General features: G+C 46.8%; 30 protein-coding genes. 14 read left to right on the plus strand and 16 right to left on the minus strand.

The features are described 5' to 3' along the window. Positions 1-41: 41 nt before the first annotated feature. Together ACLVWR_RS00970 and ACLVWR_RS00975 are read right to left on the minus strand one after the other, a co-directional pair. Positions 42-284 (minus strand): hypothetical protein, encoded by a 243-nt coding sequence (locus ACLVWR_RS00970; protein ID WP_413582097.1) that lies wholly within the window; start codon positions 282-284, stop codon positions 42-44. A 111-nt stretch (positions 285-395) separates the two neighbouring features. Further along, the gene (locus ACLVWR_RS00975) at positions 396-1,028 is read right to left on the minus strand and encodes a matrixin family metalloprotease (protein WP_413582098.1); all 633 of its coding nucleotides are present in this window, start codon (positions 1,026-1,028) and stop codon (positions 396-398) included. 311 nt (positions 1,029-1,339) lie between these two features. On the opposite strand from ACLVWR_RS00975, the gene ACLVWR_RS00980 reads away from it, so the two are divergent. From ACLVWR_RS00980 to ACLVWR_RS00990, 3 genes are all read left to right on the plus strand, one after another. Continuing rightward, positions 1,340-2,335 (plus strand): isocitrate/isopropylmalate dehydrogenase family protein, encoded by a 996-nt coding sequence (locus ACLVWR_RS00980; RefSeq protein ID WP_340596758.1) that lies wholly within the window; start codon positions 1,340-1,342, stop codon positions 2,333-2,335. Between the two features lie 174 nt (positions 2,336-2,509). Then, on the plus strand, positions 2,510-2,902 hold the full coding sequence (locus tag ACLVWR_RS00985) for a hypothetical protein (protein WP_413582099.1): 393 nt from the start codon (positions 2,510-2,512) through the stop codon (positions 2,900-2,902). Further along, positions 2,902-3,816, plus strand: a complete 915-nt coding sequence (locus tag ACLVWR_RS00990; protein WP_413582100.1) for a hypothetical protein — start codon at positions 2,902-2,904, stop codon at positions 3,814-3,816. The genes ACLVWR_RS00985 and ACLVWR_RS00990 overlap by 1 nt, the downstream gene beginning before the upstream one ends. Here ACLVWR_RS00990 and ACLVWR_RS00995 read toward each other — a convergent pair. Further along, positions 3,813-4,955, minus strand: coding sequence for a sensor histidine kinase (locus ACLVWR_RS00995; protein WP_413582102.1), 1,143 nt, complete (start codon positions 4,953-4,955; stop codon positions 3,813-3,815). The genes ACLVWR_RS00990 and ACLVWR_RS00995 overlap by 4 nt on opposite strands. 155 nt (positions 4,956-5,110) lie before the next feature. After that, on the minus strand, positions 5,111-6,010 hold the full coding sequence (locus ACLVWR_RS01000; RefSeq protein WP_413582103.1) for an Hsp33 family molecular chaperone HslO: 900 nt from the start codon (positions 6,008-6,010) through the stop codon (positions 5,111-5,113). 87 nt (positions 6,011-6,097) lie between these two features. Between ACLVWR_RS01000 and ACLVWR_RS01005 the strand changes: the two genes are divergently transcribed. The 3 genes from ACLVWR_RS01005 (at position 6,098) to pruA (ending at position 10,223) form a co-directional block, all read left to right on the plus strand. Next, a complete protein-coding gene (locus ACLVWR_RS01005) occupies positions 6,098-6,589 on the plus strand; it encodes a phosphoglycerate mutase family protein (protein ID WP_413582104.1) in 492 nt (163 codons plus the stop codon). Next, positions 6,586-7,173: a fumarylacetoacetate hydrolase family protein gene (locus tag ACLVWR_RS01010; RefSeq protein ID WP_340596750.1), complete on the plus strand. Its 588-nt coding sequence runs from the start codon at positions 6,586-6,588 to the stop codon at positions 7,171-7,173. The genes ACLVWR_RS01005 and ACLVWR_RS01010 overlap by 4 nt, the downstream gene beginning before the upstream one ends. Positions 7,174-7,274: 101 nt before the next feature. Continuing rightward, complete coding sequence (gene pruA, locus ACLVWR_RS01015; RefSeq protein ID WP_413582105.1) at positions 7,275-10,223, plus strand: L-glutamate gamma-semialdehyde dehydrogenase; 2,949 nt, start codon at positions 7,275-7,277, stop codon at positions 10,221-10,223. Positions 10,224-10,267: 44 nt separating this feature from the next. Here pruA and ACLVWR_RS01020 read toward each other — a convergent pair whose 3' ends face one another. Together ACLVWR_RS01020 and ACLVWR_RS01025 are read right to left on the minus strand one after the other, a co-directional pair. Next, a complete protein-coding gene (locus ACLVWR_RS01020; RefSeq protein WP_413582106.1) occupies positions 10,268-10,738 on the minus strand; it encodes an FKBP-type peptidyl-prolyl cis-trans isomerase in 471 nt (156 codons plus the stop codon). 74 nt (positions 10,739-10,812) lie between these two features. Further along, positions 10,813-11,118: an RNA recognition motif domain-containing protein gene (locus tag ACLVWR_RS01025; protein ID WP_413582107.1), complete on the minus strand. Its 306-nt coding sequence runs from the start codon at positions 11,116-11,118 to the stop codon at positions 10,813-10,815. A gap of 338 nt (positions 11,119-11,456) precedes the next feature. On the opposite strand from ACLVWR_RS01025, the gene ACLVWR_RS01030 reads away from it, so the two are divergent. After that, positions 11,457-12,002: a hypothetical protein gene (locus tag ACLVWR_RS01030; RefSeq protein ID WP_413582108.1), complete on the plus strand. Its 546-nt coding sequence runs from the start codon at positions 11,457-11,459 to the stop codon at positions 12,000-12,002. Positions 12,003-12,014: 12 nt separating this feature from the next. On the opposite strand, the gene ACLVWR_RS01035 is transcribed toward ACLVWR_RS01030, so the two are convergent. After that, complete coding sequence (locus ACLVWR_RS01035; RefSeq protein WP_413582109.1) at positions 12,015-12,833, minus strand: TIGR02147 family protein; 819 nt, start codon at positions 12,831-12,833, stop codon at positions 12,015-12,017. Between the two features lie 205 nt (positions 12,834-13,038). Here ACLVWR_RS01035 and ACLVWR_RS01040 point away from each other — a divergent pair, with 205 nt between their 5' ends. Further along, entirely contained in the window at positions 13,039-13,863 is an 825-nt protein-coding gene (locus ACLVWR_RS01040) for a hypothetical protein (RefSeq protein WP_413582110.1), read from the plus strand. A gap of 13 nt (positions 13,864-13,876) precedes the next feature. After that, complete coding sequence (locus ACLVWR_RS01045; protein ID WP_413582111.1) at positions 13,877-14,644, plus strand: hypothetical protein; 768 nt, start codon at positions 13,877-13,879, stop codon at positions 14,642-14,644. Here ACLVWR_RS01045 and ACLVWR_RS01050 read toward each other — a convergent pair. Next, positions 14,641-15,294 (minus strand): DUF502 domain-containing protein, encoded by a 654-nt coding sequence (locus tag ACLVWR_RS01050; protein ID WP_413582112.1) that lies wholly within the window; start codon positions 15,292-15,294, stop codon positions 14,641-14,643. The two genes, ACLVWR_RS01045 and ACLVWR_RS01050, sit on opposite strands and share 4 nt — an antisense overlap. Positions 15,295-15,501: 207 nt before the next feature. Between ACLVWR_RS01050 and ACLVWR_RS01055 the strand changes: the two genes are divergently transcribed. The 4 genes from ACLVWR_RS01055 to ACLVWR_RS01070 all read left to right on the plus strand — a co-directional run bounded on the left by ACLVWR_RS01055 (position 15,502) and on the right by ACLVWR_RS01070 (position 18,261). Next, entirely contained in the window at positions 15,502-15,936 is a 435-nt protein-coding gene (locus ACLVWR_RS01055; RefSeq protein ID WP_413582113.1) for a hypothetical protein, read from the plus strand. 125 nt (positions 15,937-16,061) lie between these two features. Continuing rightward, positions 16,062-16,529 carry a hypothetical protein gene (locus tag ACLVWR_RS01060; protein WP_413582114.1) on the plus strand — a complete coding sequence of 156 codons (468 nt, stop codon included), beginning with the start codon at positions 16,062-16,064 and terminating at the stop codon, positions 16,527-16,529. Positions 16,530-16,687: 158 nt separating this feature from the next. Next, entirely contained in the window at positions 16,688-17,482 is a 795-nt protein-coding gene (locus ACLVWR_RS01065; RefSeq protein ID WP_413582115.1) for a hypothetical protein, read from the plus strand. Next, on the plus strand, positions 17,482-18,261 hold the full coding sequence (locus ACLVWR_RS01070; protein WP_413582116.1) for a hypothetical protein: 780 nt from the start codon (positions 17,482-17,484) through the stop codon (positions 18,259-18,261). Before ACLVWR_RS01065 ends, ACLVWR_RS01070 begins: the two co-directional genes overlap by 1 nt. 8 nt (positions 18,262-18,269) lie before the next feature. On the opposite strand, the gene ACLVWR_RS01075 is transcribed toward ACLVWR_RS01070, so the two are convergent. Beyond that, a complete protein-coding gene (locus tag ACLVWR_RS01075; protein ID WP_413582117.1) occupies positions 18,270-18,632 on the minus strand; it encodes a hypothetical protein in 363 nt (120 codons plus the stop codon). A gap of 493 nt (positions 18,633-19,125) precedes the next feature. Between ACLVWR_RS01075 and ACLVWR_RS01080 the strand changes: the two genes are divergently transcribed. Continuing rightward, positions 19,126-19,656, plus strand: a complete 531-nt coding sequence (locus tag ACLVWR_RS01080) for a transposase (RefSeq protein ID WP_413582118.1) — start codon at positions 19,126-19,128, stop codon at positions 19,654-19,656. 36 nt (positions 19,657-19,692) lie between these two features. Here ACLVWR_RS01080 and ACLVWR_RS01085 read toward each other — a convergent pair whose 3' ends face one another. The 7 genes from ACLVWR_RS01085 to ACLVWR_RS01115 form a co-directional block, all read right to left on the minus strand. Further along, entirely contained in the window at positions 19,693-20,571 is an 879-nt protein-coding gene (locus tag ACLVWR_RS01085) for an endonuclease I family protein (protein WP_413582119.1), read from the minus strand. A gap of 110 nt (positions 20,572-20,681) precedes the next feature. Further along, entirely contained in the window at positions 20,682-21,623 is a 942-nt protein-coding gene (locus tag ACLVWR_RS01090) for a rhomboid family intramembrane serine protease (RefSeq protein ID WP_413582120.1), read from the minus strand. After that, entirely contained in the window at positions 21,620-22,828 is a 1,209-nt protein-coding gene (locus ACLVWR_RS01095; protein WP_413582121.1) for an RDD family protein, read from the minus strand. The genes ACLVWR_RS01090 and ACLVWR_RS01095 overlap by 4 nt, the downstream gene beginning before the upstream one ends. 39 nt (positions 22,829-22,867) lie before the next feature. After that, the gene (locus tag ACLVWR_RS01100; protein ID WP_413582122.1) at positions 22,868-23,488 is read right to left on the minus strand and encodes a hypothetical protein; all 621 of its coding nucleotides are present in this window, start codon (positions 23,486-23,488) and stop codon (positions 22,868-22,870) included. Positions 23,489-23,627: 139 nt separating this feature from the next. Then, complete coding sequence (locus ACLVWR_RS01105) at positions 23,628-24,833, minus strand: S41 family peptidase (protein ID WP_413582123.1); 1,206 nt, start codon at positions 24,831-24,833, stop codon at positions 23,628-23,630. 90 nt (positions 24,834-24,923) lie between these two features. Continuing rightward, positions 24,924-25,367, minus strand: a complete 444-nt coding sequence (locus ACLVWR_RS01110; RefSeq protein WP_413582124.1) for a helix-turn-helix domain-containing protein — start codon at positions 25,365-25,367, stop codon at positions 24,924-24,926. A 185-nt stretch (positions 25,368-25,552) separates the two neighbouring features. Beyond that, positions 25,553-26,422: a S1 family peptidase gene (locus tag ACLVWR_RS01115; RefSeq protein ID WP_413582125.1), complete on the minus strand. Its 870-nt coding sequence runs from the start codon at positions 26,420-26,422 to the stop codon at positions 25,553-25,555. Between the last annotated feature and the right edge of the window lie 8 nt (positions 26,423-26,430).

The raw sequence follows: 26,430 nt of genomic DNA on the forward strand, positions 1-26,430 counted from the left end.
AAAAATAGGTATTTATTTACTCAGAGTGAATTAAACGGAGTTTAGGCCTTCAAAAGATAACGCACTTCGCGCATGACAAAACTAAAACGTGTTTGCATATCATAAAGCATCTCAAGATTAGCATGCAATTGATTGATAGCATCGACTTCCTGAACAGGTTTGTCTGAAAGTTCGTGATAACTTGTATGAGAAACAGTTTCTGACGGAGCAAATGATCCAACGAATGCTTCAGTAGTCGCAGTTTCTTGAACTTGTACTGTTTCGTTTTTTCCAATCACTCTCATCGCGAACTCCTGATTCTGTGCGCTTTTCAAGGCGCCGACATAAAAGTCTATTTCTAAAAAATCACTTCTCAACTTAAATAAACTTACATAAAACTTTTACAAGCCGAGTCACTAGTACTCGCACTTCAGATCCGTTGTATCCTGCTCTGACAGCTCCGTGCGATCGTCGTTGTTCTTCAAATAAGTCGCCATCACAGATCCGCCGGCGTCATTATGTTTGAGTCCCAAAACATGTCCCATCTCGTGCAAAATCAAAGCTTCGATATTCACACCAGAGCCCGTCCCCTGATTCCAATAGAAGCTAAAGAATGGCTTGCTGGTTTCTGGGTCGACTTTGGCATTTACACGGATGTCTGTTTCGCGAATCTGATCACCCGTCCACAGGATCGTGGTTCTGGCCTGCTCAGAGGCTTTTTCTGTTTCCCAGGTATTCATGAAGTAGATGACGTTTTTACCATCGGTACGGGGCTGATTGGGGCCACTCACCCGAGGAGTCGTTACGATATTAAAGAGTCTGCGACCGGATTTACGCTCCCAAGTCTGAGCGGCACTAACGATAGCAGGAATAAATTCATTTGGAACAGAGTCATGCAAGTACATCGTCACTGGAACGTCAGCTTTCCAGGAAACACGCTCGCCATAAACGTTTTGCACAAAGCCACAGTCACTCTGAGACTTGGGAGCACAGGCTTCTAACAACAAAGCCATAACCACAAGTGCTGCAACTCCAATATACCTAAACATGAGCGTGTCCTCCTGACCTTACCTATTACAAAGTCAGGACCACATTGCTCCACCGACGGGACACCGATAACACGTTGAAATTCCATAGTTTTTAAATAATTACAGTTTTCGGCATTCGGCGCGTGAGACAGGCACTCCCCTGTCCAGATCACAGGCAACCCCGGGTTTCCGGTCTAAATATATGTTTTTACTGGAGTATTTGTCGTAAAAGTTTTAGACACCCCGTCGCCGCAAATGGGGAGTTTTAAAACCAATTTATTGAGGTTTGAGCCCAAACTTGGTAAGTCTGTTTCATTCTGAAAGGCGAAACTATGATGAAACTGACTGTAATCCCTGGTGATGGCATTGGCCCTGAAATCATGTCCCAAGTAATCCGCGTGCTTAAACACGTTCATGCTCCATTTGAGTATGAAGAGCACCAAGCCGGCGAAATCGCTTTGGCTAAATTGGGCGACCTCCTTCCTCAAAACACCATTGATTCCATCAATAAAAACAAATTGGCGATCAAGGGACCTACGACCACTCCAGTGGGCGGCGGCCACAAGTCCATCAACGTGACGATGAGACAAAAATTTGACCTTTACGCGAATGTTAGACCAGTTCGCTCCCTTCCAGGTGTTCAGTGTGTCGCTTCTGACGTTAATTTGACGATCGTGCGTGAAAACACTGAGGACCTTTACGCTGGTATCGAGCGCATGGTTGATGAAAACACTGCGGAGAGCATCAAACGCATCACTCGCCGTGGCTCTGAAAGAATCGCGCGCTACGCTTATGACCTGGCTCAAAAAACGGGTCGCAAACAAGTGGCGATCGTTCACAAAGCCAACATCATGAAAATGTCTGACGGTTTGTTTTTGAAAGTCGCGCAAGAAGTCGGCTGGCAATATCCAAACATCCAAACTAAAGACGTTATCGTTGATAACGCCTGCATGCAGCTAGTGACTCGCCCACAGCAATTCGATGTTATTGTTACTGAGAACTTGTACGGCGATATTCTTTCTGATCTTTGCGCAGGCCTTGTTGGTGGTTTGGGCGTTGTTCCAGGTGCCAATATCGGTGAAAAAGCTGCTATCTTTGAAGCCGTTCACGGTTCCGCACCAGATATCGCGGGTCAAAACAAAGCCAACCCAACAGCTTTGCTTCAGTCTGCAGTTATGATGTTGCAACACGTGGGCGAAGGCGCCAAAGCTGACTCTATCATGAAGGCTTTGATCGCAGCTTTGTCTGATATCAACGCACGCACTGGTGACTTGGGCGGTAAAGGGACTACTCAGTCCTTCACAGACGCTATCATCCAAAAACTGTAATCCGTAAAATTATTTTTATATAGTCAAAGGCCGCTTTGGGAAACTTAAGCGGCCTTTGTTTTTTTCCTTTCCTCCAAGCCTAAACATCCTTAGCATTATGGTATGAAAAATTCTGTATTGCTTCTTAGTTTGTGCTTCATTTTTTCTGCTTGCGCCACCAATCAAAAAAGTCGAATGGCAACAACTCTCGCTGGTGTGGGTGTGGGTGCTATTGCTGGAGCGGCAACCGCGCCCGATGATGAGCGTCCGGAACTGCATGCTATGTATTGGGGTGGTATCGTCGGTGTGATCGCAGCCATTGCCGCCAATATGTACTTTGATGACAACAAAGAACTTGATATGGCCAAAATGGAGAATGACAAACTTAAAGCTCAACTGGATTTCTTCCAAAGCGGCACTGCGACCCTGCTGAAAGAAACCAAAGGCAATGCTGACAAGCGCTACTTCCAAAGTGGCAAAGCGCAGATCCGTCTGTATAAAATCGACCAATGGGTCGATGACGGACCTAATAAGAAATACCACCGTGATCAGATGATTGAAATTCTGCCCCTTGAAAAGGGTCAATAATGAAGAAGCACCTCTGGCAGATTCTATTTGCTGCGAGTTTTATCTGGGCCTCGGTGGTGAGCGTCCTTTACTGGCAATTAAAATCAAATCCCAGAGTGATTGCTATCACAACGGACATGGCTGGAACTGACAACTCTCAGCCCCAATCAGTACAACTGACTGAAATGGAAAAAGGCACGTTCCTGCGCCAGTACCTGGAGCGCTATTTCACCTACGACTCAAACAACTTCTGGCAGTCGCAAACTTCATTGACCTTTTTAATGTCCCCGGAATTGCGCGAAAAGCGGATTCAAGAAATTCAACGCCTGCGTGACAAAATCCAGAGCAAGTCATTAAACCAAAAAAGTACTCTGCTGACGCTGAATCAAATTTCCCGCGGAGCATACTCGGCCCTCCTTGCTGTACAGATCAGTGAAGCTCCTGGCCGTGTGAACACTCTTTACGTCAATACAAATCTGCAAATTGAAAACACCGAAAGAACCCTGGAAAACCCCTGGGGTCTGATGATCACCAAACTGGATTTCCCGCAGTCTTCACCGACGGCGCCCGGCATTTCCAGCACCTTGGCAATTCGCGAAAAGACACCATTGATTATCACTTTCCCCTGCGCTATTGAAAATATCCAGGGCGAACCGGATTCAGTCCTGGAAACAAAAATTACGACTCTGAATATCTCTGAAGTTCAGATCAACTCGGCCAATAAGCTGAGCGAAGTGGTTAAATTGACCGCCTACTGCAAGGACAAAGAATATCACTTCCAAGTGAGTGCCGCAGACAAATCGGCCGACGTATTCAGAGCCTTCTCTGCCGACGCAGCTCAAGTCCGCAAGGATCCTGGCGCTGGTAAGCCCAAAAAGAAGGATCGATACGATAAGACCATTGAAAATGTTTTGGGAATTGAAGTCGAAAATTAAGAAATTCTCTCTGACATTCGAGCTGTGACTTTCGGGATAACCATGATCACCTGCGTGCCCACACCAACGCGGGAACGGATTTGCAAATCACCACCGACGGCCTGCAAAGTTTTGCGGGCGTCGTACAGACCTAAACCATTGCCATTTTCTTTGCCGAAGCTTTTGCCTTCGTTCATCAACTGCGGAAGAACCTCTTCCGGAATACCGCTGCCGTTATCCATGACCTGCAACAGCCAGTTTTGATCGCGATCCAACAAAGAAATACTGACTGATGCCTCCGATTCAGGAGCCGCTTCAATTGAGTTATTCAAAATATTTCCCAACACTCGAAGCAGCTTCATTTCATCCAATGGCAATTGCAGCTTTTCAGCTTTTACGTGTTGATGCCATGTGAACTGAATCTGTGGATAAGAAAATTTGTATTCCTTCAATAGGCGATCTGCGACCTGAATAATATCAGTCTGATCCCCGACTACTTTACTTGTCTTAATTGCAGTTTCATTTATTTCGCGAACTGATTTGCCACGCAACAACAGATCATCAGCAATGCCGCGAATTCTGCCCACCGCAAGACTTAGAAGCTCTTTCTTTTCATTACTCATCTCGTGAGACAACTGAGTCAAAGTAGTCAACGCCATCAAAGGACCACGGATGTCGTGCGCAACTTGGCGGGAGATTTCAGAGATCTCTTTATTGCGCTCAAGTTCAGACTGAAGCTTTTGTTCCTGCATGCTATTCAATAGCTCACGGCGAGAACCGAAAGAAACGAACATCAGACCCAAAAACACACCGATCAAAAAGATCGGAGAAGTCACAGTTTTTAATGCCAGATCCGTGCTGCTATAGCAGACCTGCACCTGCCCTGCCGGCAATGAGTACAAAGTAATTGGAATGTTGTTCTGAAATGAGCAAAGACCCTCGGTGGGCTTCACAGAAACATTGGCAACTGAACTGTGAACCTCTCTTAGCTGTCCAAGAATCTTATCCAGTAGCGTGGAATCTTGCTTTACCAAAAGGGATTTCGCGATGTCCTCTTCCCAGATAGAAAAGTACTGCGCTACCGACCCTTGAGCTCTATTCACTTCTATAACGAAGCTCAGAACTGAAATTGCCGCCAACACCAGAATGAATGCGGTCATCCATGGTAATGAGCTGCGTTTTATAAGGTTTAGGGACGGTTTTATCATACCCTATGACAAAGCAAGGACCGCTCCACCCCGCCCGAAACCACCGTGGGTTTGGGCGCATAAGGGATAGACAGGTGCCATTTCGTGAATGACGTATCAATTTGAGATTAGTTCATCGATTCGCGGTGAAGAAGGTTTTTCAGCTCTGCCACTTCATCCAGTGATACACCGTAGGGCTTGCCACACACCTGGCAAGTCACGTGGACTTCTTCTTTATTGTCCAGCATGTCCTGAAGCTCCGCCTCACCCATCGCTTCAAGTGCACGCATTACGCGGGCTTTCGTGCAAGGGCAAGAGTACTCGACGGTTTGGTTGTGTTCGATTTCTTCGAACGGAATGCCTTCCATAAATGGAGCCACAAGGTCCATGCACGAAGCACCTTCGTTCAATAGTTTGGAGATGTTTGGTTTTTTGCCTTCATAATTGGCGATGATTTTTTCAACCATGCTTTCTTCTACACCTGGCATCACCTCGATCAACACACCACCAGCTGATTGCACTTTGCCGTTGGCATCCAGGTACACGCCCAAAGAAACCAAGGAGCGAATTTGGTGAGACTGATGCAAGTAGTGAGCGATATCATCACCGATCTCACTGCTGACCAATTCAACAGTTCCTTGGAACGGTTGTTTTTGAAATGGCTGATGACGAGCCACTGTCAAAAGTCCGATACCGATGGCATTTTTTAGGCTTAGGCCGCCTTCGTAACTTTCCGGTTGATAGTGAGGATTCGGAGTATAGCCACGCACATGGCCTTCGTAGCTGGCTTCAGCATAAACGCTGCTAAGCGGTCCGTTACCGCGGAACAAAAGTCCCACTTGCTGACCATCCTTGAGTTGTGCTGCCATCAAAAGAGCACCCACCATGCCACGACCGACGGCCACAGTTGCCAATGGATAAGTGTCCTGCAAATCCTGCATATGTCGAACAACTTCAGTTGCATTGACCGCAGCAATACGCACTGTTAGATCTTTGGAGACATAGCGGTGAACGCGTTCTTTACCCATGACAAACTCCCGAAATAGATAGAAAATAACAGCCGAAACTAGCAAAGCAGAACTATAATTTCAAGCTTCAATAGCAGAGCCAGAATTATGAAGATTTATATCTTTCGCCACGCCCAAAAAGCCATGGATTTCTCGGGAGACCCGGATTTGACGGCCGATGGCCACAATCAAGCCTCCACTTTATTGGACTTGGTTCTGAAAAAAGAAATGCCCCAGCCAACTCACCTTTGGGTTTCGCCGCGCAAACGCACCCACAGTACTTTTCGCCCGTTGTCTGAACATTTTAAACTCCCTCTGGAAAACCAGGAGGATCTTTTGGAGCAACATGGTGACGAGTCCCTGCAAGCTTTCCGCAAACGCATCTCCAAACTTCTGGAGAAAGCCTCTGAATACAAAAACGATGTGATTTATCTGTGCTCCCATTATGACTGGGTGATTGAAGCTATGTCGGTCATTCCGTCCGAGACGGATCTTACCGAGGACCGCTTTTCCCATTGGACTCCGTGCCAGTGCGTGGGCTTTGAAGTCGCGAAAGACGGTTTTTATAAATTTCTCGAGTTAAAAAGGATCACACCATGATTCAAAACATCTGGGCAATCGGTCGCAATTATGTTGAACACGCCAAAGAACTGGGAAATGAAGTTCCGTCAGAACCCCTGGTGTTTTTAAAGGCCGGCAGCTGCGCCACCATCGCAGCCCCAGAGATTCATTTGCCCAAATGGAGTACGGATGTGCACCACGAAGTCGAAATTGCTTTGCAATTTGACGAGAACTTGCAAATCTCTGCTGCCTGCGTGGCGTTGGATCTGACGGAGCGAACACTGCAATCCAAACTGAAATCCAAGGGTCAGCCTTGGACTTTGGCAAAAAGTTTTACCGAAGCCTGCCCGCTTTCCCGCTTTTTCCCCGTGGAAAACCTGGATGAGCTTCGCAACATCGGCATAAAATTGACCGTCAATGGCGAGCTCCGCCAAAACGGCAACACCTCGTTGATGATTTTCCCATTTGAAGAACAGATAGACTACGTGCGTCACCACTTCCCAGTGGTAGCCGGAGACCTTCTTTTGACAGGCACTCCTGCCGGAGTTGGCCAGATCAAACCCGGTGACGTTTTATTGGCGGAAATCGTGGGAAAAATCACCCACCAATGGAGCGTCAAATAGCCCTCCAAATAGCTTGAATTTCTTGGGCCACAGAGTAAATATTCCAGCACTCACATGGTAAAGTTGCTGGCCTATTTCGCCGGCACAAGAAAGCTAAAGTTATGAACGATATCCAATCGAAGATCGTCACTCGTGGCGAAGAAATTATGAAACGCATGGAAAGCCAATCCAAGGCTTCCATCTTCTCCAAAGATTTCTGGTACGGCTCCATCATGGAATGGAGTATGAAAAATGAAAAATTCAAAACCAACATGTTCCGTTTCGTGGACGTGCTTCCTTCCATCAATTCGGGCGACGAAGTGGCTCGCCACTTGAAAGAGTACTTCGCTGAAGACGGAGGAAAGCTGCCTCCAGTATTCAACGTGGGTCTTGGACTGGGTTCACTGGCTCCGGGCTTGATGGCCGGTGCGATTAAGAAAAACGTTGTGGGTATGGCGCAAATGTTTATCACAGGTGAAAATCCAGATGATGCTTTGCCAGTGCTTAAAAAAGCCCGCAAAAATAAAATGACTTTCACAGTGGATATTTTGGGCGAGGCGATCTTGTCTGAAAAAGAAGCTCAGGAATATTCCAACAAATGCATCGAGCTTGTGAACTGGCTCGCAAAAGACGCTGAAAAATGGGATGAAGTTCCTCAGATCGATCGCGACCACGAAGGTGCAATTCCAAAAGTAAACGTGTCTGTCAAAATGACGGCTCTTTATTCACAAATCAAAGACTCTGCTTGGGATGAATCCAAAAAAATCCTAAAAGATCGCATGCGCCCTATTTTCCGTTTGGGCATGCAAAAAGGTGTTTTCATTAATTTGGACATGGAGCAATACTCCGTCAAACACCTGACACTTGAAGCCTTCACAGAACTTATCAACGAAGACGAATTCAAAAACTACAAATTCTTCGGTATCGTGATTCAGGCTTACCTGCGTGATTCCTTCGAAGATTGCAAAATGTTGACGGACTTCGCAAAAAAACGTGGCACACCATTCTGGGTTCGACTGGTTAAGGGTGCGTACTGGGACTACGAAACTATCGAAGCTGAACAACGTGGCTGGCCGGTTCCGGTTTACACGAACAAAGCTGAATCTGATGCAAACTACGAAGTGTGCGCAAAGTACTTCCTGGAAAACATCAAACACATCCGCCCGGCTTTTGCTTCCCATAACGTAAGAACCATCGCCGCTTGTATGTTGTACGCAGAGCAATTGAACATCCCTAAAGATGCTTTGGAATTCCAAATGCTTTACGGAATGGCAGAGCCAATCAAAAAAACCATCGTTGAGATGGGCTACCGCATGCGTGAATACGCTCCAGTGGGTGAATTGATCCCAGGCATGGCGTACCTTGTACGTCGCTTGCTTGAGAACTCCTCCAATGAATCATGGCTTCGTGGAAAGTTCGCAGATAACAAAACCACTGCAGAACTTCTAAAAGATCCAGCATCCGGTTTGACGCCGACATCTGCGATCATTCCGCAAAAACCAGGCAAGTTCTACAACGAGCCACTTTTGGATTTCGCTGTAAAAGCAGACCGCGAGAAAATGGAAAAAGCGATCAGCACATTGCGCGCTTCACTTCCGGTGAACGTGCCATTGATGATCAATAACAAAGAACAAACTTCGGCTAAAACTTTGGACCGCGTAAATCCTTCTGAAAGCTCACAAGTCGTGGCTAAAGTTCACTTGGCAACAATCGAACAAGCTGAACAGGCAATGCAAGCGGCACAGACTGCTTACAAAACCTGGAAAAACGTTCCGGCCACAGAGCGCGCTGCTCTTGTAGATAAACTTGCAGACCTTATGCAACGTGACCGCTTCCAATTGATCGCCACTCAAGTTCTTGAAGTTGGTAAGCCTTGGGCGGAAGCTGACGGTGACGTGGGTGAAGCAATCGATTTCTGTCGTTACTACGCTCGCGATATGCGCAATCTTCAAAAACCACTTCGCGTGGGTGGCTTGCCTGGCGAGCTTTCTCACTACATCTACAAATCCCGTGGTGTGACGGCGGTTATCGCTCCTTGGAACTTCCCATTGGCGATTTTGGCCGGCATGGTGACAGCAGCCGCTGTGACTGGAAATACAGTCGTGATGAAACCCGCAGAGCAATCTTCGTTGGTCTCCTGGGGCTTGATGAAAATGATCCAGGAAGCTGGCTTCCCAGCAGGCGTTGTCAATTTCCTGCCAGGTCTTGGTGAAGAAGTTGGCGAATACATCGTGAACCACAAATTCACGACAACAATCGCATTCACTGGTTCAAAAGCTGTGGGTCTGCACATCTTGAATCGTGCGTCTATGGTTCAACCAGGTCAACAACACGTTAAGAGATGCATTATCGAGATGGGCGGTAAAAACGCTGTCATCATTGATAACGACGCCGATCTTGACGAAGCAGTTGATGGTGTTCTTTACTCTGCTTTTGGGTTCTCTGGTCAAAAATGTTCAGCGGCAAGCCGTGTGATCGTTCTTGACGAAGTGTACGACCGCTTCACTGACCGATTGGTTGAAGCAGCAAGATCCATCGAAGTGAAGTCTGCGGAAAATCCAAAAGCTTACATGGGCCCGGTGGTGGACCAAGAAGCTCACGAACGTATCTTGAACACGATTGCTGAAGCAGAAAAAACGAACAAGCTTTTGTTCAAAGGAACAGCTCCAAACAACGGCTTCTACGTTCCACCAACAATCTTCGGTGATGTTCCGGGCGACGCGAAACTGGCACAACAAGAAGTCTTCGGACCGGTTGTGGCCGTGATCCGTGCGAAAAACCTGGATCAAGCAATCGAAATCGCAAACTCCACAGAATACGCACTGACAGGCGGTATGTTCTCCAGATCCCCCGCCAACATCGCTCGCGTGAAAGAAGAGTTCGAAGTGGGCAATCTATACATCAACCGTGGTATCACAGGTGCGATGGTAGATCGTCACCCATTCGGTGGTTTCAAAATGTCTGGTATCGGCTCCAAAACCGGCGGCCCTGACTATATCAAACAATACATGGAACCAGCCGCCGTCACAGAAAACACCCTTCGCCGCGGTTTCGCCCCGGCCGAAGAGTAACAAGACAAATAAAAAAGCCGATCTTTTGGATCGGCTTTTTTATTTTAATGCAGCATTTGAGTTGAAACGACATTCGCGGACTCATCGATCTCGGCGGGGGTTGCATCCCTCACCTCGAGCGCTTCGATTTCGAATATCAAATCTTGCCCCGCCAATGGATGATTTCCATCCAAACTAACCATGCCATCATGATAAGCCAAAACCGTGTAAGTACGAATAGTTCCACTTTTTCCAGCGATCGATACCGTTTGTCCCAAGCGCAAATTCTTACCCAACTTTAGTTTCGGATAAAGAATCACCTTTTTAGGATCATAGAATCCATAAGCTTCTTCAGCGGACACAGCGATAGTTCGTTTTTCACCTGATTTTACGTTTTGAAGACCTTTTGAAAGGCCAATAAGCATAGATTCATTTTGGGCTGTCGAAGTTAAAACTTCGCGATTGAATGTGGAGCTGATCAGCTGGCCCGTTTTGTTTTTCAGAAGACAGTTAAAAGAAATAACCTGTGCATTCATGCAAATCCCCCCTGCAAAAAAGAAAACCGACCTCGAAAGGCCGGTTTTAAAATCAAATCTAACTTAAAACGATCTTAGTAAGAACGACGGTTGTTGTAACCACCGCGAGATCCACCACCACCAGTGCGTGGCTCTTGTGGTTTCGCTTCGTTCACAGTCACAGCGCGACCGTCAAGTTGAGCACCATTGAAGCGTTTGATAGACTCAGCAGCTTCCTCAGCCGTGGACATTTCAACAAAGGCAAAACCTTTGCTACGACCAGTTTCGCGATCCATGATTACTTTTGCCGATTCAACATTTCCGCATTCAGCGAAAGCATCAGCCAACGACTGATCAGTTGCAGAATAAGGCAGATTACCGACGTATAGTTTTTTACTCATATTACCTCCTAAAGGCTTGAGTGCTACTTTGGAGGAATGAACGAAATGAACATGAACTCGAAAATTAGCTGTGACTAAGAGGACCCTAACACAATTCAAGGAATCGACCTAAGCTTTATATTCCTCAAACCTATGGTGCTCTCTTTGGCCCAAACCCACCGAAACCGAGATGAAGTCGATGGAGAGCTGGATGGCAAATAAAAGTCCCTTCGCATGGTTTACTAATTTGTAAATGCTTCTTTAGTTTTTTAGCAATCGTTGTCCTGTTTTTCGCTCCTGGCTTTGGATACAACCCTTTTCGTGGTTCCAACTAACAAACAAAACAAGGGAGTAATAAAATGAAAAAACTTATCGTAACTATCGCCGCTGTTCTTATGTCACAAGCTGCATCCGCTGAACTTTTAGAGCCTACAGGGACGCTGCATATCATAGTTGCAAACGAACAGGGTGCATTCACGGCAATCACAGGGGACTTGGCTCAAGTGATGTTCGACACACTTAAACCGAGCAACGATTCTGGACTAAAAAAGAATGACAACTATTTCTGCGGCGTAGCTTCCGTTGGAATGAGCTGTATCGCGGGAGTAAAAGACATTACGGCGATGGAAAAAGCTGAAATTCCAGTTATCTCTTTGTTCGATACTGAAGATGCGACAGGCTTGATTGCATTTGCAGGACCATATGCGGTTAAAGTTTACGATGGCATGGCTAAGGTTGAGGAATTTGAAGAAGGCCTAAAAATCGGCACACAATTCCTTTGTGTAAAAAATGAAAAAGTTGAAGAGTCTGCCTGCATGATGGCGATCGACGTGAACGGCACAGTCAAACCACCAACTTTGGTTCAAACCCAAAAATTTGGCTTGAAGCTTCAAGTTCTTAAATAGTCAAATTTCTGACTAGATCATATCAAAGAGATCCATGCACAAAACATGGGTCTCTTCTCCGTTACTGTCCCCGACAATTTGTGCGGCTTCTTCGATTGCGCGAAATAATAGTTCACGGATTTTTTCGTAATCTTTCTTGGTACAGCTAAACGGCACCGTAAAACAAATCTCATGATCTGCAACGGTTTCCAAGCGAGTCAAATTGCGAGTGCGCCAGTTGGTGTGATGTCGAACCTCCCATTGGGACTTTTTCTCAACGTGAGTTTTTGCCGCGCCAATTCGAATGCGACCTTTTTCTTCGATCAACAGGTCTTTTTCCAGCATGAATTCAACCATCTCGGTCAGTCGCTGACGTGACAATCCCAGCAGTTGCGCCATTTCATTCAAGTCAGGGACTTTATTCAGGGACGCCAACATGCGAATTGCAGAGTATTTCCAGCTGGAATAAAAAACTGACTGATCGTAGGTCGTCAGTTTTTTGCTAACAGGCCCAATTCTTTTGCGAATTTCTGCAAAGGATGCCTTCTGATCCTCGATTTGCTTCTTGAGCTTTTTTCGAAGACTTTCATTCCCCGCCCGCTCATATGAAACCATATTCAAAAACAGATCGGCTTCAGACCCGTTCATTCCGTCAAAATCACAGAACAAAGAGGCCTGCTCTAAAGTTAAATCCCGGTGGCCGTTCAGGATCTGGCTGAACAAAGTCGTATGAACACCCAAAGCCGACGAAATCTTGCTGGCCTGACCGCGACCGCCGTTGGGCTGATATTGCACGAAAGCTTTTAGGTAGTCGCGATAGTTGGAAAATTGCCAGATTTGCAGCTTGTTCATTTTGAAACCTCACCATTTCCAAAATTCCACGGATTTACATTTCAGTAAATATATTGTTTTTAAATAAGTAAAGCGGTGTTCCATAGAAACCCATCACCAATAGAGCCCCACTTTTAGAGTGAACTCTTTACATAAACGTAAATAAAGACCTGGATATTTACAGAACATAACTTGGATTTACCCAAGTCCATTGTTAGGACAGGGCATGAAAATCATATTCACGCTATTGATAGCTTCATTCGCCCAAGCCGAAAGTAATTTGGAAGACATCCTGATCCGAGGCAGTGCTAAAATGTACGCTGAAGAATTTATTGAAATCGGCACTAAAGCGGCAAAAAGAATTGAAGATATTCCTGACTTCCCAGTCAGCGAAGCGGAATTTCTGCAAGCCGTACAAACAACAAAAATCGAATTCACAGAAGACCGCCTGGTCTCCAACGAAGGCATCGAAGTCGATGCTCTGAACTTTCCAGCGAAGAAATTGATTCGTGTAAACTGGGACCGTTGGTATAGCTATAGCTCCCTTAAAGAAAACCGGATACAGTTGGCGGTTCACGAATACCTGGGTATTTTGAAAGCCAATGATACAAAGTATTTTTGGTCGATGAAGCTGATGAATGGCTTCTTAGCGTCAGTCACGTCCTGCAACTATCTGATTAACGGTGCTCCCTACTATTTGCTGTATGAGAACTATTCTGAAGGCGCGAAGTATCTGGCCAACATAGATAAGGTCATGGTCAGCGGCCAAGGGAGCTCTGCAAATCCCCTGACGAAGGAAACCGTCGCGATCAGTTCTTTGAACTTCAAATGGACCGATCTCATTAATGGAAATTATAAAAATGTCCTTAATTGGGCCATCGGTATAACCTGGAAGTATGAAGCCCGCACTCTTCACGGCAGAATTACTATAAATCAAATGTCAGAAGACGGCCCATTCCCGATGGAAGTGTTTGAACTGGGAATTTTCAACTCAGAAGGCATCATGACACCTCGATACGTTGCAACCATTCAATGCCAAACAAAAAAATGAACAAGGAGTAACCATGCAAAAGTTGATTTCAATACTCCTTTGCACATTCTTTACACTCACAGCCCAGGCCCGAATCGATGAAGGCGGCTGGGACAGTGGCGGAGGCGGTTCTGGATATGCCGCTGAGTTTACTTCTATCGGACGTTGGCTGGCTCCAAATATTGACACCGTCAAGGGCTTGCCATTTTCCGGCGCCCAGTTCCTGCAAGCCGTGGATCAAGTTAAAATTGAATTCGTTGATGAACGCCTGGGTACAGACAGGTCTAAGGTTTACCCTGAGCAAAGACTGATTCGCGTATCGCGTGACGTGTGGGACACAACCATAAATAGAACTCAAATCAACAAGCCTAAATTCGTACTGCATAACTATCTACTGATCCTAGGAGTTGATGACTACAACTACCAATGGACTCAGATTGTTTTTGACGGAGGCAGAACTATTTCAGCCGTTGAATGTTCAACCGGTTTTATGAGCAGCGAGACTCTTAATATCCGTTGGATTGATGTCGACGGCGATGGACGTGGTGACAAGTTTACTGGCACCCTGTTTATCTCCAGTCTCTTGGTATCTGCAGAACACCCACTCAATATCACCGAAACTGAACAAGGGGTGGTTTTCAATTGGATTCAGTTGACCGGAGGAGTTTACACCCTGGCGCCAAAACGCTCGCTTATGCAAGGAGCTTCATTCAGTGCTCCCATAAGTAAAATTGATTCCTATACCCAGGACGGCATCCCCATAGTCAAACAAAGCGGCACAATGTCCTGCACACCACTTTAATGAATAGGTGGAGTCTGAACTGCGGAGCGCTCTTCGGCTTGCAGATATGGCTCAGCACTCCCCGCTCGTACGACTTCCAAGGTGCCCACTCCCCAGCGGGAATAGGTTTTGGCGACCGCCCCCACCGGGACATTCAATTTTTTCACATCTTTAACGGGCACAATAAACAAGGCCCCACTCAAAGTGGACGGCGCACTGGGAACAAAGATCACACATTGCTCTCCTTCGAGTTCCTCGACAATAAATACCAAGGCATTCATCTCGTCTTCACGCACCAGCAAGGCCGGTTGAAACAGAAAATTACTCTGCGATGGAATCAGTCGTTGGGAGAACTCTTTAAAGGATCTATAGACGCGAAGGCGCATCAGAAAAACATCCTCAATCCAGCCGCCAATACTTCGACCCATTCGAGTTTGTGCAAATGCCCCCAAGGCAAAAGACAACAATAGCAACACTCCAAACGCCACAACCTCCGAGGCATATTGATACTCACTAAAGAATCGAGGTGACAGGCTTTGCGCAATAGGAGACGTCACCTTCCCCACGACGGTAATGATCTTCCCCACCAGCATCAAAAGCAGGATCACCGGTAAGATCACCCCAGCTGCTGCCAACAAGCTTGATTTGACGAAACTCCTCCAGCTCTGCATAGCGCCCCCCCTTTGAATTAAAGCACCTCTTAAATTCCACCGAAAGAACGCCCAGTTATCGCTGCCAAATTGCATCTGGTGCCAAGCAAAAACCGGCACCATCGGGCAATTCCTACAGGGTTGAAGGAATGACCGATACCTCAATTCGTTTAAAACTGGCGCGGAGTTTGTAATGACACTGCCAGCACCCTTTTTAAAGGAAACCCCGTGAAACGCTTCATGTTCGTTATTATTGCGATGTTACTAGGAACTCAGGCTCACGCTTCTGTGACTTCCGAGGAATTCGTGGATCAATTCGTGGCTCAAATGAACCGTCGTTTGGTGTTTGTGAACCAGGATCGGATTGCCGAAAAGAAAAGACCCTTCTGCACAGGCTTGAGCCAAGCTCAAATTGCCTCCATCACGTCGATTGTAGGCCAAAACCCCGAGCAAACTGCCGAGGAATTCCATAAGGCCCTGTCCGAGACGCTTCAATGCTATCCCATTGCTATCGCGCCTCTTAAACGTGAAGGTTGGGGCATCCTTTTCAACACCAAAGCTTATTGGATGGACATCAAACTGATCCGGGACACTCTTGCGGATCTGGGGCTTAATACTCACGATTCTATGAAGTCCAAACTTTTGGATTCCGTTCGTCCTTAGAGTCATCCTGCTCAAGGGGCGCGAGCCCCTTTTGTCTCTCATTTGCAAAAGATTCAAGTCTTTGCACCTCCACTTGAGCAAACCACGAAACTCAAATAGAAACTGCTCATTTGGAGAACCTCGAGATGAAAATTTTCGCTCTTATTCTAACAACACTTCTAACTGGTGCACAGGCTTTCGCCTCTGTAACAGCTGAAGAATTCGTGACCGACTTCGTTAATCAGGCGAATCGCCGTCTGCACTACACAAACCAAGAACGTACGGCTGCTAAAAAAAGAACCAACTACTGCACAGCCCTTAACGCTGATCAGGCAAAAACAATTAAAAATATCATCACTAAAAATCCGGAGATCACTGTCGGCGAATTCACTTTGCAATTGGGCGACACTTTGAAATGTTATCCAGAATTCTGGACACCATGGGACCGCAAGAAAACAGCACGCGGTCTGCTGGTGAACTCCAAAGCTTATGTAATGGACGTTTCTTTGATTCAGGATGTTTTGGCTGATCTTAACGAGGGCCTTCTTCCTAAAGACTACAGGAAGCTTCTGGATGCCTACAACAACTGGACCCTGCCAGGCAGTGCTCAGTAACTTAAAACCCGCTGCAAAGCGGGTTTTTTCGTTTAAGGACCCGACTGTCTTGATATGCACCGCTTCCGTAAGTAGGACCTGGCACCGAATCTGGACCAATGACCGTTTCAACGAACACCAGTCAATCTTTCTTCACATTTATCCGAAGAGATCACCATATGGTTCAGCTCTGGGTAATTATAGGCTTGGCACTTTCGGCAATCGCGGTTTCCGTGTTGGGAGCAGCGTTTTCTATTGCGGGTTTGGGGAAGTTATTCTCCGGCGCGGTGCTTGCTGTTTGGTTGATGGCGGGAGCTTTGGAACTGGCAAAGTTCGTTGCGGCTGCTTACTTGCACCAAACCTGGAAAAGTATCAATCTGGTTATGAAATCCTATATGGTCATCTGTGTGGTGGTTCTAAGTGGTATCACCAGTATGGGTATCTTCGGATTCTTATCCGATGCCTACCTGATCTCCGCCTCCACTCTTGAGGCTGAATCAATCAAAATTGATAAACTTCATAACGAGCAAAGATTTGCCAATGCCGAAATCGATCGTATCAATCGCGGTATTGAGGAAATCCCGGCGGGCCGTATCACACGCAAGCTTCAAGCCCGCGCGGAAGCAGAGCCATTGATTCAACAATTGAAAGCACAGGTTAATACCCTTGAAGGCGAGATCGCCCAGGCGAAGATCAAATTGATCGACGAGAAACAAAAAGTCGGTCCATTGATATACATCTCCAAGGCCTTCAACATGGAAATCGACAACGTCGTGAAGTACCTGATCATGGTCTTCGTCGCGGTGTTTGACCCGTTGGCAATTTGCCTGGTCATCGCCCTGAGTGATGCCGTGGTTCGCCGTGGTCGCAAAGACCAAGTCACACCCACTGCATCCACAACGGCGCCTCTTAAGATGCGTTTTGCCGAAAAGACTGATAAAAGCGAATCGGGATCTCACAAAGAGGTGGGATAATGAACCGCCTTCTGCGCATTGCTGGTGTCTTGCTTTTACTTTCCCCGTTTCTTAATTTTTTTATTAGTATTGCGATGTTGCCGGCGGGCCCCCATAAATGGTCCTGGGCCTATATGAGTGCCGTGCTCTTAGCCGCGACCCCTATGCAGTGGGCTCTGCGCATTTCAAAGATCGTGGTCGGTTACCTGATGATCCGCGCGAAAAGTTCCGCATGGCTGCCCGTTCTGGTTATTTTGGCGGTCACAATTGCCCATAACTTCCTGACTTTCTCAAAGGACTGGAGAACCAGCAGCGTACAAACGTTGTTATCCCTGTTGATGAACTTCACGTTGTTCGGAATGGTTTTGAATGCCGAGATTCAGGTGAACTGCGAGCTTAATGAAAAACTAAAAGCTGCCCGTGCTGCCAAATCAGCAACACCGAATACAGAGCTGCCACCCACACCACCGGATGAAAATATCACTGAAGTTGCAGCCTCAGAGGAAATTCCCCACGTTGTACAGCTTCACCCCGATACTCAAGAAACCGAAAATGAGACTGAGCAAATTGTTGAGTTTGCAATAACCAAAGGCAGTGCCATCGACTTTGAAGGCATTGGTACCATCGCAGAAGTGGTTCATTGTGCTGAGGATGAAATTTGGATTAAGGGCATCTCCGAAGGGCCATTGGGTATCACCACCCGTCCCGTGATTTTAGAGAGCACCGAAAGCGGCGCCAGTATCTGCCTGCAGTACCAGCGTCACGACTCATCGGATGTTTTAGTGTTCAAAATTGCTTAAATATTAAGCTATTCGCCGTCAGACTTGGAAACCTTCTCCAGTTCACAAGCGCCCGAGTTGGTATTTAGAATTTGCACACGTACGGTACGAGTTGCCGGGTGTTCCACATCGATCTCGGATTGCCCCTCAAAAAGCTGAATGTCGACATTGTAGAACTCGCGGATGTGGCCACCTTTTAGTTCAATGGCATCATCAGTCACCGGACGTTCAGCTTTAAACTTATAGGAAGAGATGGATTTTTCGGTTTTAATCATCTCGGCCACCACCTGGGTGATCGCATAACCCGCTGCTTCATTTTTGCAGTTCAACCCCGCCGCCATCGCGAACGAAGACATTCCAAAGACAAGAAAACCCACAGCCAATAGTTTCATTTGACCGACCTCCACGAGAAATTTGAGAACACCAAACCTACCAGAGCCCAGCGTGGGGTCACCTTTCAATGATTTAAGACAAATGAATACTGTTCCCTCAACATTTTCAGTGGAACTTTTTAGTACTAAAGATGGAGAATTTCGATGGATTTTGGAAAAGAAAAAGGCCGGAGTGAACTCCGGCCTTTATAATCTTTTTAAAAAAATAGAGGTGAGCACATCATGCACCCGAGTACCTTCCTTGGTATCACCCCTCCCGTAGAAATAATTAGACATTGTTGTTGAACACATTGCAAGAGGGTTGTTCCACTTTTTTTAAGATTTTTTAAGGGACACACTGTTTGCATGATTCGCCCCTGATTTTTATGCCACAAAACCACTTCACAAATACTTCAAGTAAAACTTCAACCAACAACTCCGAAACAGATCTCTTAGCGCAGTATTTCCAACAACTTACTTGCCCCGCTTTAAGTATTTTACTATACCATCGTTCATGAATAGATCCCGTCTCGATGACCCACGACTGCTTGCAACTCATGCTCATGGTGGCACACTGTTTAAAAAAGCGCGCTACCGATGTCGCCGTCCTTTGAGCACGAAAAAACCGATGCAAGTCGTACTGCGATCAAGTCAGGCCATTGGCTCTTTGAGTTTTAGAAAGGCCAAGAACTGGAAACAGATCGAGACCCTGTGCCGCAAGTTTGCGCAAAAATATCAGATCAAAATTGAAACCTTCGCGAACGGTGGCAACCATCTGCACCTGTCGATCCGACTGAAAAACAAAAATAGCTTCACTCCATTCATTCGCTCACTGACGGGCGCCATCGCCCTCAAAGTGACCGGCGCCAACCGCAACAAAAAAAATGAACGGAAATTCTGGGACTTCCGCCCCTTCACAGCACAGCTTGAAAAGATGAAACACAGCCTGAAAAATTATGTATCAATAGAGTTGTTGAAAGATCTGGGCGTGATTCCAAGAGTCGGAATACTGGGTTACCAGGATTGGCCCCCGCCCCATTATTGAAAAAAGCCCATCTGGTTAGGATGGGCTTTGGGGAATCTAAAAATCATTTATTGAGTCGACGATGCTTGGGTAATCCACGAATGGATTTCTGTTACCCTGGGCCGAAAAGATCTGATTGTTTCTTTCGATCTCTTCCGCATCTGGCGGGTTTTCGTTATTCCATCTGCGCAGAACAGCTTCCTCTTCTGGCGGGATGTACAAATCATAACGAAGCGAAAAGTAGAACAAGGCACGAGCCACGCGGCCTTTGTGCTCTTGAGGTGGTTCAAACACTTCATCACTATCACCCTCGCCCACACCGAAGCGGGAAACCGGGCATTTCAAAGTTTGAGTGTCTTGTTGAACTTCACCAAACCACTGGTTGCCACGGATCGAATTCAATTGTGAATCCGTCGGGAACAAGTGATGAAGATCGGATTTTTGCGTGTCTTTAGGAAAGCGACGGCTGAATCGGCTTTGTGGCCATGTGTGCTCAACGTTGATCACTGTATTGTCTGGAATTTTATCCGGACCTGGTTCGCCACGACGGAAATCATCGCGCGTTTTGTAGTTAGCGCAGTAGAAATCCTTAACCGAATAAGAGTGAGTGTTTTGATCGTAAGCCAGATAGAACTTACCCATCAACCAAACACGAGCACGGTTGTAACCAATTGGTTGATGCCAATAACAACCCTTTTGGGCCTGGCAGTCAGACACCACCAAATCATAATCGCCTTGCTGCACGATATGAAAACTGCGCATGACGTTTTTGATTCTCGTGGTTAATTCTTCATTTGATTTGCCAGCGGCAAGATCCTGATAGAACTCAACTCCATAGTATGGAATCGCTTGGGATGCCGGCGCTGCATTTAAAGCACCTGCAAAAAACAATGTTGTAAATACAATCACTGACTTAATGAGCTTAGTAAGCTTCATTCGGGTCCACCATTCGGTAAAGGGGGTGATTATTCAGCCTCTGTCGCGGACCACTTTCGCAAATCCACCCGACAAATGTCAACGGGGCTATAAGAAATACTCTGTCAGTGTTATGTTAAGGATTTGGGGTGAGTAAGAAATCCAAAACGATGGATGACCCCAGCTAAGATACCGAAAAGACTGCCACCCAAGTGTGCGGCATAAGCCACTCCCGTCCCCAAACCTTCAGGCGTTGCCCAAAAACTTGCCAGATCAGCGAGCAAAAAAAGAGGAATTATCAAAAGCGTAGGTAAGTAAATATATCCATAGTGTTCCGGCATTGGTGAAACAAAGAACAGATAGCGAACCCGGGCCTTTGCTTCAGCCACACAGTAAAACGCCAGCAAGGCACTGACAGAGGCACTCGCACCCACCATCGGCACAGTCCCCACTCCCTGAGACCATAGGAAACCCATGCCCCCAGCCACGCCTCCCAGAAGATACACCAGCAACATCGTGGTACTTCCAGCCAACGCCTCAACTGCCGCACCCATGACCACCAAAAACATCAGATTGGAGAACAGATGCAACCAATTAGAATGGGAGAACTGATAGGTCAACCAGGCCAAGGGGCCTTTCATGGATGAACTAAGACCGAAACGAAACATGAGCTGTTCCTTGTATTCGGTCCGGAACTTTGAAAAATCTTCCTTCCAGCGAAGGATTTGAACCTGATCGCCACGGTAGTCGCGCTGATCCCCCAGATCTAAAAAGCGGGAGTCACGAAGTGCATAGGCCCCCAGCACCACCATTTGATCCGAGTCAGAACTTTTAAGCTTCTGCACCCAGTGAGGTGTTTCCGCCAGGGCATCAGGAGAGATGGATTGCAGATATTGGTAGTAAAGGCGGCCCGTCAGATTCAAACCTTCGATTTCAAACAAGCGACTGTCGGAGATATCCATACGTGCGCCACTGAAGATCAGAATAAAAATAAACACATTCAAAGCAACCAAGGTCATGGTCAATGGAAAGCGCTGAACCTGCTTCAGATCCTCGGGGCACGGAATGATCATCTGACACCGTACTTTTCTTTGAATCCGTCAATCCACTCAGCCGAAGTATCTGAGCTGGCAGGCACCCGTCCATTTTTCATGGCACCAAGGCTTTCCTTCAATGCCCAAATGGAACGCACATACTTTTTATCCATCGCTTCCCGGAGTGCTGGCACAGCCTGCAAACCTTCAATCACTTCAAGACTGCCTTCGTAGTTTTTTTGACTGTAAAGATGGTCGGCTTCCAAAACCTGAGTCACCCATAGTTTATGGGAAGCGTCTCCCAGCTGTACGTCGTCAGGATTATCCAGATACATAGCCAGCACGCAGCTGGAGGAGGTACGGGATTCACAAACTTTACTCAAATAGTCTTTTCGCTCCTGACCTTCACTTAGCAGATACTTCGCAAAATACGCCATCGATTGGGAATTAACCGGATCACTCCACAGCGAGTTTTCTGATTCACGACTTAGGCAATCAGAAGTAATTTCCTTCAACAGGAAAAGCGAAACTGCGGCATCCATGCGCTGTGCACCGGTCAGTTCCTTATCAGGAATTTCTTTGCAGGTTACGGCGTGAGTGGAAGCAGTTTGGAACTCTCCTGCATTCAGTGACTGATAGTTTTTGGCAAGCCCCACAAAGGCCACCAACGCAAACATCGCAAAACTGAATTGCATCCACGAGGTCATCAATCTTTGCTCAGGCAACGAAGGACCGGAATCAAATTGTTTCTTCAGAGTGACGACGATGGTGTCTGAGGCTTTTTCATGAAAGGCTCTGCGCAAAGGATGACCGACCACACCCAAAAACGGCAGTCCCAGCAACAGGAAAGTTGCGCACCAGGATACGGAGCGCACAATGCACTGTGAAAGCGTCAGTCTTGATTGCGTGGATGGATAAGACACAACACGAAGTTGCAGAAAATACTGACCGGGTGTCGCTTGCAGGAAGTACAATGACAGCACTTGCAATACGACGACAGCTGTCGCCCCCACCGCAAACAACATCAATGCCGCGATGACACCCTCTTCAGACCTGGAATTCAAAAGGAAAAAGGTTTTTGCCTGACGAACCAGTCCCGAAACCAGCAAGCTGACTACGGGAGACACCAAAAGAAAGTCCAAAATGAATGCCAGGAAACGATCCATAAGGAACGCTATCGCAGGCTGTGCCTTGAACTCTTTGGAATTATTGACTTCTGGAGCCGACAAATCTGGAAATAACATACAGATCGTATCGGCTTGAAACAGTGTGTACTTAAGGAATTATTGAGCAAATCTCAGAGACTGAACACGGCCGTCCGCATCGATCGCGAAATGAGCATGACCAACAATGGTCTTGGATTTATCAATCAGAGTGAAAACCTCTTCACCGCCATCAGCTGATTTCGCTGGCGCGACTTCGACGTAGTTATGACCAAAGGCTGAGGCATACTTTTTCAGAAAGTTTGCTTTATTTTGGATGTCCATGGCCTTTTCACCCGCCTGAGCATCAATGAACTCCAGGCTTTGGACTTTGCCACCTGAAACATTCATTCCGTATTTCCCTTCCAGGAAACCAAAAATCAAATCATCACGCAAAGTCGGCTTTTCAGCCAAGGCCGCAACCAAAGACGATTTCTCGGCAGAAAGTCTTTGAGCTATGTCATGCTCCCACTTCACATCACGGGCAAAAGCACCCGGTTCAAAACTTGCGATTTCACGATTGCCACGACCACCAACGGCAGAGTCCGAATTGTCAACCAACCACTGATTTACAAAGACAGTCATCAATGCGACTGAAGCGATTGACATAACCAGAACAGCTTTCTGTTCCTGGGCTTTGTCTTGAAGTCTTTTACGGAAAGATCTTTCTTTAGGAAACTCAATCACTTTCGCATTCCCCATATTTCATTTCTCCATCGCAAAGTTCTGATCAATGACTACCCTGCGAAGGGCGTGCCGACCCGACGGCCATTTAATTCAGTATGACCGATTACTCACTTAACAGACGACCAAAACTTGATTGACGTCTCATTATAAGACTCTAGTCCTGGTAAGAATTTACCCAAGAATCAATGCCAGCCTGCATTTGCTGGAGATTGTAATACAGGACTTTATCCAGCTGAACGCCCTGCCCCTCGATCCGATGTCCCTTGCCACTTATATAAAGCGCCTCAGGTATGGAAATCTGCACTCCGGGACCGACCTCATCCATCGGATACCAAACCCCCACCAGCAACTGGCCTCGAGACGAGGTCCCCCGCAAAAGGGCTCCCCGATACTCTTTCAGACCTTGGGCCACCATTTCCGCCACGGACGAGGTTCTGCCATCGACCAGCACTTTAACCGCGCCGGAATAACAGGCAGGATTACGAAACGTTTTCAGGGAAACTTCCCGGCTTTTTTCCAGAATATCCAGCTGCTTTTCATCATTCAAAAGATCCGGCATTTCCGCACGGCCCGCTTTTGATTTTGGTTTTTCCAGTTTTCCAATCAGCGTGGGTTCACAGACAAACAATGACAGGAACCGCAATCCTGCGACAAAGTTGCCTCCGGCATTGTTACGTAAATCAACAACAACCGACTTATACTTTTTCAAATCATTTGCAATTGTCTTTAGTGTTTCATCCTTGAAGAATTCCGCGCGGAAGGACGGAACTTCCATCACCGCGATGCGGGAATTCAACTGGGAAAGCTGAATGCTTTCATTTCTTTTCACCACTCCTGGATGAAGCTTAATGGAAAACTCCTCCGCGCCTCTGCGGATTTGATAATCCCCGGCTTCGGATTCCATCGCCCAGGAACTGGGTTGTTCACCGTTGATTTTAACGATGACGTCGCCTTTTTTAAAACCAAGCCTCTCGGCTGGCGATTGGGCGAGCACCTTAAATACAACAAGTTCGCTATCAACGAACTCTCCGCTGAGGCCCGTCTCCTTGACTTCGCCTCTCCAGATTCCGCGCACATCAGGAGCGTCGTAAATCTCAAGATGCGAAACACGCAGTGATCCTAAAACGTAATTGATATCACGCAGGATCAGATCTTTTTTGGTGTAAGGAGTGACATAGCGACTTCGCTCCATGCAGGTGCGGCGCCAGTCTTTGAGTTCTTCATTCGGCAGATAGATTTTTTCAGAGACTAGATCACACACCACAGGGTATGGGTTCACGAAGGACCGATTGATCGTGAAGTGAAAGGCCCCATAGGCACAGGCCAGCGTCAGAATGATGGCGGTGATTTTATTTAACATTCAATCCCTTGACGAAAAAATGGACTCCTTGCGGAATCCACTTTTCCATTCTTCCTTAATCAATGCACATTTCTTAAGGACACGCAGCGTTTAAGCCGCAACCACTGTCTTCTTCTTGCGGGCTGCAGAAGGATCGATATGGTATTGCTTAACTTTGCGATACAAAGTCGCGCGACCGATGCCCAAAGCTTTTGCTGCTTCAGTCAAGTTGCCTTTGTATTGAACGATCGCGTTCTCAATCGCATGAGCTTCCATCTCTTCCATTTTTTGAACGTTAGAAGATGTCGCCGATGGCGTAGGGAACTGGATCAAATTACTGTGACCTGAATTATCCGTTGTCACTGGACTGTTGCCAGAGATCAACGCAGGTACACCCGCAGTAAGTTGTTGTCTGAAAAATGCATTATCAAGACCTTCTCTCCATTGAGATGAAGAATAAGCCTGAACTGTCACATCGTGTTGCTCCCAGTACTTCTTTGCGTTTTCTACGGTTTCCTGGTTATCGCTTACCACGATCATTACTGTGCGTGACATTCTTGTCCTCCCCTTTTGAAACAAATTGCAATCATAATTGACTCACTTTGTACCTATCGGCGTTTCATCGTGAGAATTTAGGGCTAGTTGCAAATATTTTTTGAGACACTTTAACGAGGCAATATCACTGGACTTTTGATGGGTACCAAAAAAGGGGTTGCATTAAAATTTGTGAATTTCCGGGTTTATTGGGCTGCCAAAGGGGTCTGAACGACGGTGGCCGCTGGTGGTAAAGGAAGGCCAAAGTATGGCAATTCGGCACCGATAAGATCGGCTGTCTCCATGATGAATTTCATATGCTTCGACAGACTTGTATAATCCGTCTCATGACTGCAATCCGTATATCCGGGACGAGTGCCATGAGTGACACCCACAACATACCAATTTCCGGAGTCAGCTAAATAAGCAGGCCCGCCGGAATCCCCGAAGCACGCCCCTTTTTTACCGCGTTGATCCAATACCAGGTAGTCATCAATCAAATTGAACAAAGACACTTCAACCTGAAGCAGGGATTTCGCTGGTTCACGGGTCACATCGTCTGTCAGACCGAAACCTGCCAACAACAGAGTGCTCTGTAAAGGAATACTGTCGGTGTCGGCATGAATGACTGCGGGTACGAACTCGGCAGGGGCATTTTCCGACAACATCAAAAGGGCGACGTCTTTCTGTGAGGTGACATGTGTATCTGTCGCATTCCCTGGGATCTCGACGTTCACAATCTTGAAGTCAGGATGTGGAATGATATGAGCCACATTCTTCAGCTGATCTGCCGGAAGAATAGCTTCGCCGAAACCAACCTGAACGTCATTCACCCATTTCACGCAATGAGCAGCTGTAATCACCAGATTTTTGGAAATCAACACCCCGGTGCAAGCCACTGATCCACGATAGTAAATACCAACAGTTGCAGATCGCGCATAGCTGTCAGCTGTGACTGGCTCCCCGCCGATGATGGCATTATTATGGATTTGAGATTGAATAATATCCGGCGCCTGCGGGCGCGAGCACCCGACAGCTATTAGCATTAATATTCCCAGCGACAGATTCTTAATCATATTGAAAT

This window comes from Bdellovibrio sp. HCB288, assembly GCF_047305935.1.
Classification (GTDB): Bacteria; Bdellovibrionota; Bdellovibrionia; order Bdellovibrionales; family Bdellovibrionaceae; genus Bdellovibrio.